Genomic DNA, 17,221 nt, shown 5'->3' with positions numbered 1-17,221 from the left:
GAGCTTGAATGTTTTTGTACCTAAACTCCCTTCTCCCTTCAAGGGAGAAGGGCTGGGGATGAGGGTTTATAAAAATCCACAATACCTTAATACAACATCTAACCTTTATAAAAAAAAACACTCCTCTATTAAAAATGTTCTTATAAATCAATAACACGCTCATTATCTCAACTATGCCTTGATGGTTTATAATTGATATGAGAATATTTATTTTTCTTTAAAATAAATACAATCAACTCGACCAGACGATTAATCATCCTTGCGATTTATAATTTCTGTCAGTACCGCCTCTACGACCATGTAATTTAGAGTGTTCAGGCATTACAGGGAGCAAAAAGTGTTAAAGAAACAGCAACATGACGAAGCTATCGACATGAATGAACCTCTGGCAATTATAGGAATGAATTGCCAATTCCCTGGTATTGATTCGGATATAGAACATGTTGACGCATTTTATAATCTATTGCTAAGCGGACAAAGCCCAATCAGAGAAGTCCCGGAGAATCGCTGGAATATTGATCAATACTACGATCCAGACAGAAGAAAAGCAGATAAAATCATCAGTCGATTTGGTGGTTTTTTAAGTAATGCTCATTTATTTGACTCCGAATTCTTTAGAATATCGCCAGCTGAAGCCAAACAAATTGACCCGCAACATCGACTGTTCCTTGAAGTAGCCATACGAGCCTTAAACCATGCAAACATAACTCATGAATCAATCAATGGCAGCAAGACTGGCGTGTATTGTGGTATTTCCTCCCAGGATTACAGCCACCTCAACTATAAAGACAACATACAGTTTAACGAATACACGCAAATTGGTGCGGCCAATAGTGCAGCGCCAGGAAGACTGTGTCACTTTTTAAACCTCAGAGGTCCCAGCATGACTGTTGATACAGCATGCTCTTCTTCCTTATCAGCCCTTTACGTTGCAGCAACCGATCTGCGAACACGACAATGCCACATGGCAATTGTTGGTGGAGTCCACCTTAATTTATGTCCTGAAAACTTTATCGGTTTGAGTAAAGCAAATATGCTGTCAGCAAAAGGGCATTGCAGCAGCTTCGATATTGAAGCGGATGGCTTTGTGCGCAGTGAAGGTTGCGCTGTAGTTATTGTCAAACGGTTAAGCGACGCAATTAAAGACAAAAATAATATACTTGCCCTTATAAAAAGCATCGTCATGAATCACGATGGAGACGAGGGAAGTCTTGTTGCTCCCAATATTAATGCACAAATTGCCATGCATCAGGCCTTACTGGAGCAAGCAAACATCACTCCAAAAGACATTGATTATATTGAAACACATGGCACAGGTACTGTGATTGGCGACTCTGTTGAATTTAATGCCATTCAGCACATACACCAAGGCCAACACTCCATTGAAAAACCGCTCATCTTGGGGGCAGTAAAAAGCACAATTGGACATACCATTTCTTCATCAGGTATCGCTTCCTTAATAAAAGTAATCTGCGCTCTGAAAAACAAAACCATACCACCCAACTTATATTATTCAATCCCTAATGCAACCATTTCCCCAGAAGCCATTCCAGCCCTCTTCCCGATTCACTCCGTTGATTTTTTGAAGCAAAACAATAAAAAAAGGTATGCCCAGGTTTCCAATTTCGGTTTTAGTGGTACCAATGTCAGTCTTATCGTTGAAGAATCTCCCGACTTAGAAATTTATGCATCCCCTATCGACAAAGACACCGAGTTATGTTTTTTACTTTCTGCCGGTAACTCAGAATCCCTTAAAATGATGCTGACAGATTTTATTTCTTATTTGAAGAACACCGCTGCTAACCTGAGTGATATTTGCCAGACTCTAATCAACTGTCGAGATCACTTTAAATACCGCTGCGCCATCATCGCAAAAGATAAAGATTCATTAATTCAAAAAATTGAATCTGAAGATTATGAAATCATAAAAGTCAGCATAAATCACCCACCTAAATATTTAAGTTTTACAGATAAACATCTTGTTGAATATTATTTGTCTGGTGATAACGTGCGAATTGAGAACAACGATTCCCCGTTTAATAAAACCGATTTGCCCCTCTATCGATTTAATAGAAAATCCTTTTGGCACGAACCAAGAAATAAATCGGACAATAATCATTGGCTGGATGGATTTTATCAAAAATCGCCAACACAACAGGATGAGGTCATCAAAGAAAAAATTGCTGGTCTTATAGCAACGTTACTTAATAAAGAGCGTATAGACGAATACCAAGATTTTAATTCATTAGGCCTCACCACCGAATCATTGGCCGCTCTGGATCAACTCATTCAGGATTCTTTTGCTCCTCGATATAAAGTGCCATCTATCCTAACGTCTCCTCAATTAAATGTGGTAAAACTGGCTCGCCATCTTCGCTCCATTATCGTTCCTGAAACCGTACAACGACAACCGTCTATTAATGTACTCAACATTGAACCAATCGCTGTTATCGGCATGAGCTGCCGTTTTCCCAAAGCCGAAAATATTGATGCGTTTTTATCCCTATTAGACCAAGGGGAAAGCGGTATGAGTGATATCCCTCTGGAACGTTGGGATAACGATAAATATTATGACCCCGATTTAAATACCTTGGGCAAACTGTACATCAAGCAATTAGGGTTCATGGATCATATTAAAAAGTTCGATGCCGATTTTTTTAATGTCAGCCCCAGAGAGGCCAAATTCATGTCGCCACAACTCCGCGTGTTTATGGAGGTATGTTATCACGCATTAGAGGACGCAAATCTTTCTCTGGATTCTGTTAAAGACAGCAATACCGGAGTATTTGTTGGCGTTGGAACGAATGAATACCCTCGCGTACTGATTGATAATGGCCTCAAATTAGAAGATCTTAGTATTTACCTTGCCACTGGAAATGTCCTGAATGCCTTGGCTGGCCGGGTAGCCTATGCCTTTGATTTTCACGGCCCAATCCAGGTCATCGACACCGCCTGTTCCTCATCGATGACAGCCATTCACAATGCCTGCCTCAGCCTGCAAGCAGGTGACTGCGACATGGCTTTGGCCGGAGGGGTAAACACTTTGTTAGCTCCTGAGTCGAACATCACCTTATCCAAAGCTCGAATGTTATCACCAGAAAGTCGCTGTAAAACGTTTAGCGAAGACGCAGATGGTTATGCCAGAAGCGAAGGCTGCGGGGCTATTGTATTAAAACGTCTAAGTACCGCATTAAAAGATAAGGATAATATCCTTGCCGTCATCAAGGGAACCGCCATTAACAGCGATGGTAAAAGCAGCGGTTTCACTGTCCCCAATGGCACAGCACAGGAAGAACTGATCCGCAGCGCCTTGGCCAAGTCAAAATTATCTCCTGAAGATATTGATTATATCGAGGCGCATGGAACAGGTACCCCATTAGCAGATCCAATAGAAGCCAATACACTGACTAAAATATTCAGTGACAGTCATAGCATGAAACAACCGCTGTATATCAGCTCAGTAAAAACCAATATTGGTCACTGTGAGAGTGCATCTGGTGTGGCTGGAATAATCAAAGCCATTTTAAGCCTTAAAACTCACAAATTATTTAAACATCTCAACTTTAAAAAACTAAATCCTGAAATCGAATTAAAAAATGCAGTAATTCCACTAAAAACTATCGATTGGCCTGAACATACAAAGTTACGCTGTGCCGGAGTCAGTTCTTTTGGATTCAGCGGCGCCAACGCGCACATTATTCTGCAAGAAGCGCCACAGCAGCGTAAAGAGCTCCCAGCTCTTCCCCAACAAGATTTTCTGCTGGTGTTGTCAGCAAAGAGCAAACTGTCTCTTGAATTATTGCTGGCAAGTTATCAAAACTATTTAACAAATACTAAAGAACGATTTGCAGATATTTGCTTTACTGCCGCAACCTGCCGCAGCCATTTCCTCCACCGTGTCGTCATTAGAGCCAAATCAGCCCAAGAAGCAGCGGAACAGATTGAAAGAAAAGAATACACCATTCATACATTAAAAAAATCCCGAGAAACAGCGCAACAAGGACTTGCTCTGGAGGAGTTGCAAACAGCTTATGAGGACGGGTTTATTCTTAACTGGACTGATTTTTATCAGTCTTTAAATAGCCCTTTTGAAAAGGTTAAATTACCTTTATATGAGTTTGACAGAAAAGAATATTGGACAAAATCCAAAGACAAATTGAATGACATTCCAATTCCTGATCATTGGTGTTTCCAATTACAGTGGCAAATTCAACCCTGTGACCAACAAAACCGTAAAATTCAGGGGATGAATTGGCTGCTCATTGGTGCCAAGCATCTGGTATCTGAGTTTAAAGCGAAAGGATTAAGGATTTTCGTTGAGGAGGATGGCATTGCTTTAGATCGATTGTATGGGATAATTTTTGCTGAAGGCCTGGATTCATCTACGACAAAAGAAACTGGAGCCAACATCGACTTCCAAAAACACCTTACTAAAAAACTGGTGCATTTAATTCAAGAGTTCAATAAAAAAGCGCTTGCCCCCCAATTAGTTGTTCTTACAACCAACGCTATAGCCGAGCTTCCCGCAGGCGAACTTAATCTGAGCAATAGCCCGCTCATTGGGCTGTGCAAAACCCTTGGACTGGAATTACCCCAATTTAATACCACTCTGATTGATTTGGAGCCATCAGAATCAGCCATTATCACCAATCAGGTATATGACGAGATGAACCATAACCACGGTCCATTACATGAGCACGTGGTAGCTTATCGCAATGGGGTTAGAATGGTGTCTCGATTAAAAAGAGCCACCTTAGCTGACGATAAACTTCTAATTTCAGGCAAAGGACGATACCTCATTTCAGGAGGCACAGGAGGACTAGGTCTGGTAACCGCGCAGGCACTGCTTTCAGCAGGAGCCAGGGAGGTAGTGATAATCTCCAGAGCAACAGATAAGCCTGAACTGAAAGCGGCCATAAAAAAAATTCTAATCGACTTCCCGGAACAGACCATACAAACGAGAAGTGTGGATGTCAGCAATAGAGAGCAAGTACAAAAACTCATAGCGGAACTTAATGCAGATAATCTGTTAAAAGGCATTATTCATGCAGCAGGAGCAGCAATAAAAGCTCCGTTAATAGATCATAAAGACGAAGATGTGGATTATTTATTTTCTGCAAAAGTCAAAGGAGCATGGCATTTACATGAACTAAGTCAACACTGTGATTTGGATTTCTTTGCCGTTTATTCGTCCATCTCCTCAGTATTCGGAAGCAACAAAGAATCCGTATACAGTGCCGCCAACAGTTTTCTTGATTTGCTGATTGCCGAGCGTCAACGCTTGGGGCTTCCGGGCACAGCCATCCAATGGGGGCCTTGGGGCGAGGTTGGAATGGCTAATAAACGTTCACGAGATCAGGGGCTTAAAGAGGCATTGATCACCAATGAACAAGGTCATTCCTTTATTAAAGTAGTACTCAATGGTCAGCTGTCTCAAGCAAGCATCATCTCGCCAGATTATCTCAAGTTCATGCTGGATTTTGTTCCAAATCCCTTGACCGGATTTTATAAAGTGCTTTCTGACGATCTTCTGCTGGATGAGCACCGTCTGACCAATCAAACAGCTAATAAAGATTGGTCCCAGTGGTTAAGTCATTACCTCAATATTAATAAAGAAAATCGGTTTAAAGCCTGTAGAGACATGGTGTCAGGGCTCTGCAAAGAGATATTGGAGCTGTCCTCAACTGACGATTTAGATGAAGACGAAGGTTTTTTTGAAATTGGCCTGGACTCGCTCATGATTGCCGAACTGGCAAACGAGCTGAAGAAAAAATTAGATCCTGCCATGAAGATCATGGTTAATATTGGCTTTAATTATCCCACCATTAATAAATTGGCAGGTCATATTGAATCAGAACTGGATGCGAATTTAATTCAAAAACAGGCAGAACAACCATCAACGCCCAAAAATGAAGAAGCCATAGCGATTATAGGAATGAGCTGCAACCTGCCTGATGCTCCCGATATTGCAGCGTTCGAGGCTTTGCTCGAGCAAGGACTCAGCGGCATAAAGGATATTCCCATAGAGCGTTGGGATAATAGCAAATATTATGATCCCGATATGGATGCCCCGGGTAAATCCTACGTCACTAAAATGGGATTTATAGAGCACATTAAAGATTTTGATGCGAATTTTTTTGGCATTAGTCCTCGCGAAGCCAAATTAATGGAACCACAGCAGCGCCTTTTTTTAGAGCAGTGTTATAAGGCTTTGGAATATGCAAACTACCCTCCTGATTCATTGCGCGGCAGCTTGACTGGAGTTTTTGCCGGTGTAGGGCCTAATGAGTATTATGCTCTATTGGAGAAATCAGGATTTTCCAATGAAGAATTGAGCGCGTACTCGATTACTGGAAATGTATTGAATTTAATTCCTGGACGAGTCGCCTATTTTTTTGATTTTAAAGGCCCTTCTTTAAGCATAGATACCGCCTGTTCCTCTTCTCTGGTCGCACTTCATTACGCCTGCCAAAGTTTAAAAAATCATGAAACGGATTATGCACTGGCTGGTGGCGTGAACATCCTGTTGATGCCTGAATCTAACGTAACCCTTTGCAAGGCCAAAGCCCTGGCACCCGATGGTCAATGCAAAACCTTTGATGAACGAGCAGACGGATATGCCCGAGCCGAAGGCTGTGGTGTTGTCTTGCTCAAAAGATTATCCGATGCCCTGCGCGATAAAGATTCCATTTTAGCGGTAATCAAGGCAACAGCAGTCAATAATGATGGAAAGTCAGCAGGTTTAACGGTTCCTAATGGTACAAGCCAGGAAGAAGTGATGAAAACGGCGCTGAGCCAATCCAATCTCTCAAGCGAGGATATCAGCTATATTGAAGCGCATGGCACAGGTACCCCACTGGGTGATCCGATAGAGATTCATGCCATTAATCAGGTGTATGGGACCCATCACAGCCAGGAAAACCCGTTGTATGTGGGTACTGTTAAAACCAATATAGGTCATCTTGAAAGTGCTTCAGGGATTGCCGGCATTATAAAAACAATTATCAGTTTAAAAAATCAAAAAATTTATAAGATACTGAATTTTAAGCATTTAAATCCAAACATTACCTTGAATAATACCCGCATTGCCTTGCAAAATATGGACTGGAAAAGCAGTGTTAAGCCACGATGCGCAGGCATCAATGCCTTCGGATTTAGCGGCACCAATGCTCATGTTATTCTTCAAGAATTTCCTCAGCAGGACATGAGCAGATCAACCCACACAGACCAGCTTCATGTGCTTGTTTTATCAGCAAAATCCAGTTCAGCACTCATTCAATTATCCAAGGCGTATCAACAGTATCTGGAACACACCAAAGAGAATTTCAGCGATGTCTGTTTTACTGCCGCAACATGCCGCGATCATTATTCTTATCGTTTGGTTCTCTCAGCAAAAAGTACCACCGAAGCCGCGCAGCTTCTTAATTCAGGCCATTTTACCTTATCCTCTGCTCCAGGAAAAAGCTTCGAACGCACACACAACCCATTGCTTCATGACTTATTGAAAAAGTACCTAAATGGCGAATCAATCGACTGGAAACAGTATTATAAATCACTCGGCATTGAGTTTCACCCCGTTGTGTTACCTCATTATACTTTTGACCGCGTTGAATTCTGGCCGGATAAAAAAAGTGAATACGCACCACCTGAAAGCCTAATCCATCCTCTTTTAGGACAAATGCTCTCCATGCCAGGAAATGAATTCCTGTTCAGAAACAAACTGGATTTGAATAATCTAAGTTATATAAAACACCACATGGTATTTGATAAAGTGGTTGTTCCGGCGACGGCCTATCTAGAGTGTGGCTTAACCGCTGCAAAGGAACTACTCAAGAGCAATGAGCTGAGTATTGAACACGTTCATGTCGAACGTCCATTATATCCTCGACAAGGTCAAGAGATTCAACTTCTGGCAAAACCAATCCAAAATGGACGATACAAAATCACCATTTTTGCGCAGCATGATTCAAGTTGGCAAAAATATGCCGAGATGGAATGTTGCCCCAAAACCAGCTCTCCCCCCGTACACATCAACATTAACGAGCTCAAATCATCCTTTGATAAAAAGCTGGATCTGTCGCAAATTTATGATCACTTTAAAAATCGCTCATTATTTTATGGCAAAGAATTTCAGGTGATGCAGGAAGGATATATTGGCACGGACAGCATACTTTCTAAAATAACCTTAACCCAGGCAACTCAGACGACTGATTATCATTATCACCCCATACTGCTTGACGGCGCCATACAAAGCATTGTTCTGCTCAGTATGAATTCAGTGGAGCATTCAACTTACGTTCCCTATTCCCTGGATCAGATGACCGCTTTTCACCATGCGCCGCGAACTATTTGGGTGCACTTGCTCAAAAGAAGAACGAAAGACGAACGCGATCTGTGTTTTGATTTAAAAATATATGATGACTCAGGGTTATTGATTGCGTCTATCAAAGAGCTGAAATTAAGAAAAGTCACACCCAATCAATTTATTTCCTATGAATCCATTCTGAATCATCTGTATCAAATTCAATGGAAACAGGTTAAACACCAACAACCAATTCAACAGAAATTAGCAGAGCTATTGGTCATTTCAACCGATCCGGAAAAAGCTAAAAAGCGATTAGGAACGCTCCGTTACCAACTCATAAAAGAAGTCAGATCTCTGGCCGATATAGAACATAAACACATCGTGTTTCTCTATGATCAGAGTCAATTTTATGAATTGGTACATTGCTGCAAAATGCTCTTTAAATCACGCCCTGAAAGCTTTACCTTGGTAACAGAACAGGCTTTTGCCCTGGACGGGAATGAAGCAGTCAATCCCTACCACACCATGGCCACCTCCTTCTGGAACAGTTTTAGAAACGAGCTCGATTTAAAACAAAATTACACAGTGGATTGTGATGCCAAGAGCAGTCTGGAAGATGCATTTCATTATTTATTTAATGCCAATAATGCCGAAACGCAATGCGCTCTGAGAAAGGCACTCTATGTACCCGGATTGAAGAACAAACATCTGCACATAAACCAGGTACAACAAAGACTGATTTGTGATTCTCAGGCCAGTTATCTGATTATTGGCGGAACAGGTGGTTTAGCAACACCATTAATACACTATCTAATCTCAAGAGGTGCACGAAACCTCCATCTGACCAGTCGTTCAGAACCATCAGCTTCCATTCAATCCTTAATTGAAAGTGCAAAACAAAAACAGATCCACATAAAACATCATCAAATCAATGCCAGCAATTATCAACAGATGGAGCAATTGATCAAATCCCTTACTCAAGATTCTTTACCCCTTAAGGGAGTATTCCATCTGGCTGGAATCGTTCAGGATGGCTTGATAATCAATTTAACCAAGGAACAAATAGAAAACGTACTCAACGCAAAGATGGAGAGCGCCCTGATTCTTCATCAGTTAACAAAAACTGTTCCTCTTGAACTGTTTGTTCTTTTTTCTTCTTCGGCATCCATTCTGGGAGCAAAAGGACAAGCAAACTACGCAGCAGCAAATGGATTTTTGGACGGATTAGCGCATCGGCGACACCATGAAGGTTTGCCAGCAATTGCAATAAACTGGGGACCTTTTCAAAACACCGGAATGTCATCAAACCTGACCCAAGCCATGCAACAGCATGGTTTTATGCCTATGGAACCAGACAATATTGAGATACTCGATGTGTTATTAACCAGTCAATTAACCCAAATTGCTCCATGCCCTATGGATTGGACTGTCTATTTCAAACACTCGCCCAAACAAGCCCTGTTTGAAGATCGTGTCAAAATGCCCACAACACCGGATAATCACTTTTTAAATTCCTTGAAACAGGGTACCAAAGAAGAGATCATTGCAAAACTAAGTCAGGCTTTATGTTCTATCACCGCAGAAGTTCTGAGGCTGGACAGCGGCAATCAAATCACTGCAAAAGATAATCTATTTTCCATCGGAATGGACTCACTCATGTCTATAGAAGTAAGAAATCGTATTCACGATTTGCTGCACTTTCCCAAACTGAGTTTACCCATAGAGTACTTCATCAATAGTCCGACTATTGAAAAAATTGCAACCGAAATTGCCAATAATCTATATCCTTTGCTCCACTCTGAAACGATTGATTCGACAAGTGCACCAATGACCGAACAAACCGTTCCATTGTGTGATTTTCAGTACATTTTTTGGGTGATGAATAAACTCAATTACAGCTTTAATATTGGCATGCAAGTGCAAATACATGGTCCCCTTAATAAAGATTATCTGGCCCAGGCCTTTCATTATGTTGTAGAACAAAACAGCGCATTCTGGATTCAATTTAACAAAGAGGAACCCATACAAACCATTAATCGACACGGTCAATTTCAATTAATGTTTCATGACATCTCTTTGAATAATGAGCGAGATGTACTTCATATGGAATTTTACAGAAACCTGATGCGTCTTATTCCCTTATCAGAACAACCCTTAATCAGAGTATATCTGTATAAAATAAATAACGATCTGCATGAATTGCATCTGTTAATCCCTCACATCATTGTAGATGATACCTCTTGTGAACTGGTTTGGAGCCAATTTAAAAACAGCTATGAGAAGCTTGTCCAGGGAAAAAAATTACTACACTCTCCAGAAAGAGAATCGTTCTTTAATTATGTCAAACACAACAATGAGCATTATGAAAAAAATCTGACTGCTAAAATTGATTTTTGGAAACACTACAATCGCGGATTTGAATTATTGAGTTTTGGACATGGAAATCATTTGCCTGATGCAGCCATTCAATCACAGTTTTTATGCCACTACCCTATTCCCAATCGCATCATGGATCCATTTTTTGAGTGGCATAAAAAACAAAACATCAACGTGACCTCTGGTTTAATCGCAGCCTGCCAAATCGCGTTTTACACTATCAGCCACCAGAGTAAAATTCCAGTAATTTTGATTCGCAGCGGTAGAGAAGGCAGCCGATACAAATCCGTTGTGGGTCTTTTTTCTGAATACAAACGCATTAATCTGGCTTTGGATGAAAAAAGTCGATTTATTGATTGCATACATACCATAGAAGAACACATTCTAAACACTGCACCCTACCAACAATGTTCTCATTTCATCAAAGATCTGGGATTTAAAAATTCAAAATTGACCTTTAGCCAATATCTTTCCTATGCAATAAACAAACTACTTCTCACGAAACAATTTAAAGAAAGTAAAATCAATTCTTTAGTAATCAAATATTATCTCAAATATTTAAGCAGGACAAAAACCTTTAAAAACAGCCTGTTGATTAAACAAAAAATCAATGAATTGTTTCATTTGAGCTTGCCGATCCAAAAACCCGACAGACTTAGAGTACTCATCAGTATTACACCCAGTTTATTTACTAAAGAACAACAGGACACAAATTTTGGCCATCTGAATTATTCTTATCCCAGTCATTTCAGCTGCATGGATCGCCCTATCAGTAACAAAACCTTATGGGTTTATTTCTCAAAAAATCAATATGGGGAATATCAGCTGTCAATCAACGGCCCATTGACACAAGAATGTAAAGATCAAATCAGCATTGAGCTGAATAACATTATCGCCCATATTGGTGAATATGATTCATGTACTGTTGATGAATTAATGAATAAGTCCAATATCCCAGTTGATATCAAATAGAATTGCCCATTTGAATCATTGACTTAATATCAACTTTTCCCACATGATATTTCTTACTTATAAAAGGACTTAAAATCAAAATGAAAACGTCAGGATTCGCTCGATTAATGCTATTACCCTTGCTTTCTATTTCCCCTGTCTTGCAAGGCAATCCCGATCAACTTGGCCACTATGACGTTGGCAGCTTTACTTTAGACGCATCAATTGGCTATTTATCAGGAAAATCAAAGGAATTTGTTTATGATGCGCCAACAGGACGAAAAGTAAGTGAGTTAGACTGGAAAATTAGTGGAGAACCCATCATCCGTGGTGAAGCTAATGTTCATCTGTTCCGATGGTTGGATTTTAATGCACAGGGATGGATCACTTTACAGCAAGGCCGAGGGATAATGGATGATTATGACTGGTTTAACCCTAATCAAATCCTCTGGACTCATTGGTCCCATCATGAGGATACGAATTTACGTCAAGCGAACGAGTTTGATTTGAATTTAAGATCATGGTTTATTCAAAAACCATCCTATCAAGTGGCTGGAATGGCAGGCTATCAACGCACCCTTTTTAGTTTTCTGAGTAAAGGCGGTTGCTTTACCTATGATAATGGAAGCGATATTGGCTGTTTTGTTCCTGGCGAAAGCGTTATAGGATATAAGCAGGTCTATAAATCGCCTTATATTGGTCTTGCTGGAGCCTATCTGGTTCGATCCTTTGAGTTTAATGGCCTGTTCAAATTCAGTAACAGAGTCAATGCAAAAGACGTCGATCAACATTATTTACGCACTCTGACCTTCCATGATCAAAGTAATCACTCCAAATACTATAATGCCGTGCTCAACGCAGGCTATTTTATAAAGCCGCAGATCAAATTGTTCGTAGAAGGTTCACTAACCTATTTCCCCAATACTATGGCCGAGACTGAAAAGATTGATAACAGTACTGGGGCTCTCGACTACTTTCCAAGAGGGGCCGCTGGTTTAGGAAATAGAAATTACATTATCGCTCTGGGCGTTCAATATCGTGGCAAGGTAACAGAGACATCTTGATTCATTTCCTCAGAGTCATTGTCGCTGGTTAAACCCTGATTAAAATTAATAGCGCCTTTTCGAACCATCCAGACACTATGTGTTCCTTGATTAGTAATAGCAACCTTATTAATTTCCTCCCCGCCTAGATACGCATCAGAAAAATCGAGCAGATTTTTAAAAAAATCTTTTGTAGCAATCAAGGCACCTAACAGGTCAAAAGCAGTGTACCCAGCATTGTTTTTATTCTCTTGATACTGATTCCAGATGCCAAGTTCAGTTGCCCTGCCTTTTAATAAATTCAGCATTTCTTCTTGTCCGGTAATTGAAGCAATATGAAATACACTATTTCCCCGGGGAGTTGATTTCATCAACTCTTCTGCAGAATAAAACGGAAGCAATAGATTAACGCCCTCAATATCGCCTGCCTTGACCAATAACATCAATGGTGTGTTTACCGGTACTCCAAGAGTTGCTGCTTCAGCAGTTATTTCTCCATAGGGTTGATTAGGCGTTAGTAAAAGCCGTTTTGCCGAGTCGGATGTTTGAGCTAACTCAGCTAGTTTAATTAATACGGATATAACTTCCTTGTGACCTACTTCAAGATACTCTTTTTGCTTGGTAAAAACATGCTGTGCCAGAAAAGCAGTCAATGGAGTATTGCCCAAATCGTCTTTAGAATAGGAGTTCGACTTAAAGGATCGCACCATGTAATGAAGAACATCCCTGTCTGTGGTAGATGATAGCCCACGAATTAATTGAGTATGCTTGTATAATACAGGCGCATTGCTAATCAAAGTTGACGGATTGTCATGATCCAGATCATCATCAGTGTGTACTGCATCCACAAACAAACTGCGTACATTGTTTATAAAAGAGAATAAAGCATTGGTTACAGGGGCCCAAATAAATTTCAAGCTTAATATATAGGGTACATAGGACTCGTTGTTCCTGGGAAGATCAAAAAGTTTAGACCAAAAATTTCTACGATCTGCTGCCATTAAATGCTCCTGGTATAAAATCATTATACAGCGAGAGGCTTAAGCTATTCTTAACTCGATATGAACTTCACACTGGATTGATGAATTTCCTATTTGATTGCCACAATATAATTTATACTGTTCTTTAGAGTCTATCAAAAAATGCAAATACAACTTACACTAAACCGGTTTACGGTACCAAGGTTTGATATAAACAGAGGAGCAATTGAACCACTTTTTTCCCAATCCATTGGACACTGAGTATATACTACTAAATTACGAGCCTTTGCTTCGAGTTCCACCTTATTGACTGTATTCTGCGATGAACTAATGAATCCAATAAGAAAAATTATCCATATCGATATGGACTGCTTTTATGCTGCAATTGAAATGCGAGACTTCCCCGAGCTTGCAGATAAGCCCATCGCTGTAGGAGGAGAGGCGGTACGTCGTGGAGTCATAGCAACCTGTAATTATGCTGCCCGCCAATTCGGTGTGCGATCCGCAATGCCAACAGCCCACGCGTTAAAACTGTGTCGTCAATTAATCTTGCGACCTGTGCGCATGGATGTCTATCAAAAAGAAAGTCAGTTAATCAGAGCACTGTTTGCCGAATATACAGATCTCGTTGAACCGCTCTCTTTAGATGAAGCGTATCTGGATGTCACCCATTCCACTCAATGCAAGGGAAGTGCTACCTGGATAGCCCAGGAATTACGCAATCGAATTTATCAGACACGTCAACTCACCGCGAGTGCTGGTATAGCGCCTAATAAAAGCCTTGCGAAAATCGCCAGTGACTGGCATAAACCGAATGGGCAAATGGTAATTAGACCAGAAGACATCAAGGATTTTATTGCTCCGTTATCGGTTCGCAAGCTGTTTGGCGTAGGTCCGAGAATGGAAGCGCGACTCACCGCACTTAACATTAAAACATGCGCTGATTTACAACAGTATCCCATCGAGTTTCTATCAAAAAAATTTGGCATCATGGGGCCGAGACTTTATGAGCTCGCTAGAGGCATAGACAATCGCCCAGTCAATCCTTATCGTAAGCGCAAATCCATCAGTGTTGAAGAAACCTATCCAGAAGACTTGCCCGATAGTCAGGCCTGTATTGTCTCATTGCCAGAACTGATTCAACGCCTTGAAGCGCGCATCCAGCGTTCAGGTGCACTATCTGGTATTCATAATCTGTTTGTAAAATTGAAATTTAATGACTTTCAACAAACAACTGTTGAGCGTATAAGTCATGCCATTGATTTGAACATTTTACAGGAAATGGTGCATGAAGGATTTTCCAGAAAAGGCAAGCCCGTTCGATTACTAGGTATAGGAATCAAGTTAAAAAAAGATATTTTCCATGAAAATAGGCAATTAACTCTACTTGATTTTTAACGCATCTCTTTTAATTGCTCAGGGATTTTTGTTAATTTGGTCAATAATCGTTGATGGCGTTAGAATCTGAGGCAATACAACCGGATTACCTGATTTGGGGTAATACACGTAGAGTGGTACGCCGGCACGATCAAATTGTTGCAAATACTTTAAAATGGCATCATTTTTATTGGTCCAATCTGCCTTTATCACGATAATCTGTTCCTTGTTAAAGAAACTATGTACTTCATTCGTGTCTATTGCTATTTTTTCATTGAATTTGCAAGTAATGCACCAGGCCGCTGTCGCATAAACAAATACCTTCTGATGGTTCTTTAACAAATCATCCAGTTTTTCAGAGGAATATTCATAAGTTTGTATGTGTTGATGTTTCTGAGTCAACTCCTGATTAATCCAATACAATGGGTACATCACAAGAGCAAAACTGACCAATAAGGCTATCCAGCGCAATGCTCCATGCCGAACAGTGCTTAAAAACCAAAAAAACAGTAACAGAAAACACAAACTGACCAATAACATCATGACACTGTCATGACTCATTTGAAAACCGGCTACCCATAACAACCAGATAACCGACAGTAGCATGGGAAATCCAAGAAATTGTTTCAGTTTCTCCATCCACGCACCCGGCTTGGGCAAAATAACCTTGTTGTTCGGAAGCATACACAAGAACAGATATGGCAAGGCAAATCCAAATCCAAGAGAGAGAAATATCAAGAAAGCCACCCAGCTTCCCTGACTTATGGCCACACCAACAGCCGTTGCCATAAATGGGGCTGAGCAAGGTGTGGTGACCACTGCAGCCAAAACACCCGTTCCAAAGGCATAAAGTAATTCATGTGTTTTTTGCCATCTTAGATTGGTGCTTAACGAAAATGGAATATCAAAAAAGCCAAATAAATTAAGCGTAATAAGCGCGAACAAAAAAATCAGCAGAATTAGAACGAATGGGGACTGCATTTGAAATCCCCACCCCACCTGACTACCCAGGTTTTGCAAGAGTAGTGTTACCAGAGCAATGATAAAAAAGAAAACCAGTACCCCCAATGTATAAAAAACACCATGCATGCGTTTATTTTTAAATGAATGAAGCGTCAGTATTTTGAGTGATAAAATAGGAAACACACAAGGCATCAGATTTAAAATCAATCCCCCCAGGAAAGCAAAAAGCACAATCGTTCCTAACCAATAGCTATCATTCTGCTCATCTGTCACTGGCTCAGTCTGATTAGTCCCATTGAGCTTAGATAGAGCCTGAGAGTCGTTTACTTGTTTCGATAATGAAATGGCGTGTTGGTTATTCACCAAGGTTAGCTGAAACGGTTGTTTTAGCAAGAGTGCCAAAGTCTGGTCAGATTCAGAGGCTGCATTTTTTTTAACTTGAATAGTATAGTACCCTTGATTCTTATCAATTTGTGTTAACTTGGGAACATTAAACAGTAACCCGTCTGCACCTTCGATAAATAATTGCGCGTCTTTAAGGTCTTCTGCAGACCTGACATTAACCTTCAAATTGGCCGATGCATCATCCTGATGGGTTACAGCTACATCATGGATTGCCAAATTATCGGTATTGCCAGATTTCGGAATGGCCTCTATCGCTTTGTCGATTAATTTTGCATTGGGCGATAACGCAGCGTCACCTGGAGGCAAAATTAATCCTAATTGTGTCTGTTGGGGTACACAGGCGGTAGGGTTGCATAATAAATAATCCAGTTTTAGATTCAAAGTCAAAGTTTTGGTGGGATCTATCGGAACGATCTTTATTGGAAACATCACTTCATTTTTGTAGACATTGGCAATAAAGTCATTGCTTTTTATTCGCATTGGCCATGGCCACCATACTTCAGCTTGCTTTAAATTCTGACTGCCTTCCCATGAAAACTTAGCCCCGTATCCTACCTCTCCAGGAGTACGCCAAAAAGTTTCCCACCCTTTAGGAAGCTTCATCTGTACACCAACAAAAATATCATGTCCTTGTTTTATGCTATCACTATTACTCAGAAGAGAAGAATGTGCTTCCGGAGTCTCAGAAGCATAAACGGTTTCAGAACTAATCAAGGAAGAGAAAAGAAGAACAAATAAAACACAGCATATTTGAACTAATCGGTACATGAAGAGTCTCACATAGTTATGTCTAAATTTTAGACTATAAAATGTGGATTGCT

General features: G+C 40.5%; 5 protein-coding genes. 3 read left to right on the top strand and 2 right to left on the bottom strand.

Annotated features, from left to right (window positions below; translation table 11 throughout):
* Positions 1-373: 373 nt before the first annotated feature.
* Together G543_RS0113405 and G543_RS0113400 are read left to right on the top strand one after the other, a co-directional pair.
* The gene (locus G543_RS0113405) at positions 374-11,653 is read left to right on the top strand and encodes an SDR family NAD(P)-dependent oxidoreductase (RefSeq protein WP_051190721.1); all 11,280 of its coding nucleotides are present in this window, start codon (positions 374-376) and stop codon (positions 11,651-11,653) included.
* An 80-nt stretch (positions 11,654-11,733) separates the two neighbouring features.
* The gene (locus G543_RS0113400) at positions 11,734-12,696 is read left to right on the top strand and encodes an omptin family outer membrane protease (protein WP_028384973.1); all 963 of its coding nucleotides are present in this window, start codon (positions 11,734-11,736) and stop codon (positions 12,694-12,696) included.
* Here the strand turns inward: G543_RS0113400 and G543_RS0113395 are convergent.
* Positions 12,663-13,676 (bottom strand): ankyrin repeat domain-containing protein, encoded by a 1,014-nt coding sequence (locus G543_RS0113395; protein WP_028384972.1) that lies wholly within the window; start codon positions 13,674-13,676, stop codon positions 12,663-12,665. The two genes, G543_RS0113400 and G543_RS0113395, sit on opposite strands and share 34 nt — an antisense overlap.
* A 309-nt stretch (positions 13,677-13,985) precedes the next feature.
* Between G543_RS0113395 and dinB the strand changes: the two genes are divergently transcribed.
* On the top strand, positions 13,986-15,053 hold the full coding sequence (gene dinB, locus G543_RS0113390) for a DNA polymerase IV (RefSeq protein WP_028384971.1): 1,068 nt from the start codon (positions 13,986-13,988) through the stop codon (positions 15,051-15,053).
* A gap of 18 nt (positions 15,054-15,071) precedes the next feature.
* Here the strand turns inward: dinB and G543_RS18500 are convergent, their stop codons facing one another.
* Positions 15,072-17,168, bottom strand: a complete 2,097-nt coding sequence (locus G543_RS18500; protein WP_051190712.1) for a protein-disulfide reductase DsbD family protein — start codon at positions 17,166-17,168, stop codon at positions 15,072-15,074.
* Positions 17,169-17,221 lie beyond the last annotated feature (53 nt).

The organism is Legionella moravica DSM 19234, assembly GCF_000423305.1.
Lineage (GTDB): Bacteria > Pseudomonadota > Gammaproteobacteria > Legionellales > Legionellaceae > Legionella > Legionella moravica.
This window is presented reverse-complemented; position numbering and strand designations above follow the sequence as displayed.